Here is a 1443-nt window from a genome sequence, read left to right on the forward strand (position 1 = left end):
CCCACCGCCCGACCGGACCCCACCGCGGAGAGCGCACCGCCACCCAGAGCCCCGAGGAGCAGTCGATGAGCAGCCACGAGCCCGCCGGGCCCGCGCTGCACGTCCCCGTCCTCCTCGACCGGGTGGTCGAGCTGCTCGCCCCGGCCCTGGCCGTCGACGGCGCCGTCCTGGTCGACTGCACGCTCGGGCTGGCCGGGCACTCGCTGGCCCTGCTCGCCGCCCACCCCGGGCTCCGGCTGATCGGGCTGGACCGCGACCCCGACGCGCGCGCCGAGGCCGGCGCCCGGATCGCCGCCGCCGGCTTCGACGAGCGGGCCACCCTCGTGCCCGCCGTCTTCGACGAGTTGCCCGACGTGCTGGCCGACCAGGGCGTCGAGGAGGTGCAGGGGGTGCTGTTCGACCTCGGGGTCTCCTCCCTGCAGCTCGACCGGCCCACCCGCGGCTTCAGCTACTCCACCGATGCCCCGCTGGACATGCGGATGGACCCGTCCGGCCCGCGCACCGCCGCCGACGTCGTCAACACCTACTCCCGCGGCGAGCTGACCCGGGTGCTCAAGGTCTACGGCGAGGAGCGCTTCGCCGGCCGGATCGCCGCCGCGATCGAGCGCGAGCGGGCCCGCGAGCCGTTCACCGACACCAGGCGACTGGCCGAGCTGGTGCGCGAGTCGATCCCGGCCGCCACCCGCCGCACCGGCGGCCACCCGGCCAAGCGGGCCTTCCAGGCCCTGCGCATCGAGGTCAACGACGAGCTCGGCGTGCTCACCCGGGCGCTGCCGGCGGCCATCGACGCGCTGGCCGTCGGCGGCCGGGTCGTCGTCATCAGCTTCCACTCCCTCGAGGACCGCATCGTGAAGCAGACCCTCGCCGCCGAGGCGGTCGACCGGACCCCGCCGGGGATGCCGGTGCCGATGCCCGAGCACGCCCCCGTGCTGAAGCTGGTGACCCGCGGGGGCGAGGGCCCCGGTGACGACGAGCTCGCGGTGAACCCGCGGGCCGCCTCGGCGCGGGTCCGCGCCGCCGAGCGCGTCCGGCGGGCGTCATGACCCAGCCGGCCCGGACGTCGTCCGCGCGCACCACCCGCAGCACCGCCCGCACGACCGCCCGCACGTCGGCCCGGTCCACCTCGCGGGCCACCACCGGGCCGGTGCACGTGCCGCGCACCGGCCCGACCCGGCGCAGCGGGCCGGTCGCGACCGGTCCGCACCTGCGCCTGGTGCCACCGGCCCGGACCACGCCCACCCGGGTGCCCGCCCGAGCCCACCGCACCGGACGCCGCCGGGCCCCCTTCGTGGTGCTGGTGGTCGGTCTGCTGGTCACCACCGTGCTCGGCCTGCTGCTGCTCAACACCGCCGTCGCGGTGGACTCCCTGGACGCCACCGAGCAGCGCCAGGCCAACGCCGAGCAGGCCGAGGGGGTCGCCCGGCTGGAGCAGCAGGTGATCGC

The 1443-nt window shown here is 77.3% G+C and carries 2 protein-coding genes; both read left to right on the forward strand.

All coding sequences use genetic code 11. The annotated features are described in order from the left end of the window. Window positions 1–1043: 16S rRNA (cytosine(1402)-N(4))-methyltransferase RsmH (gene rsmH / locus FHL79_RS24800; protein WP_439331144.1), on the forward strand; the 1043-nt coding region annotated here is incomplete at its 5' end. Continuing rightward, window positions 1040–1443 (forward strand): hypothetical protein (locus tag FHL79_RS24805; protein ID WP_218938607.1); only part of this gene is annotated, 404 nt, incomplete at its 3' end. The genes rsmH and FHL79_RS24805, both read left to right, overlap by 4 nt.

Source organism: Modestobacter altitudinis (assembly GCF_005930475.1).
Taxonomy (GTDB): Bacteria; Actinomycetota; Actinomycetes; order Mycobacteriales; family Geodermatophilaceae; genus Modestobacter; species Modestobacter altitudinis.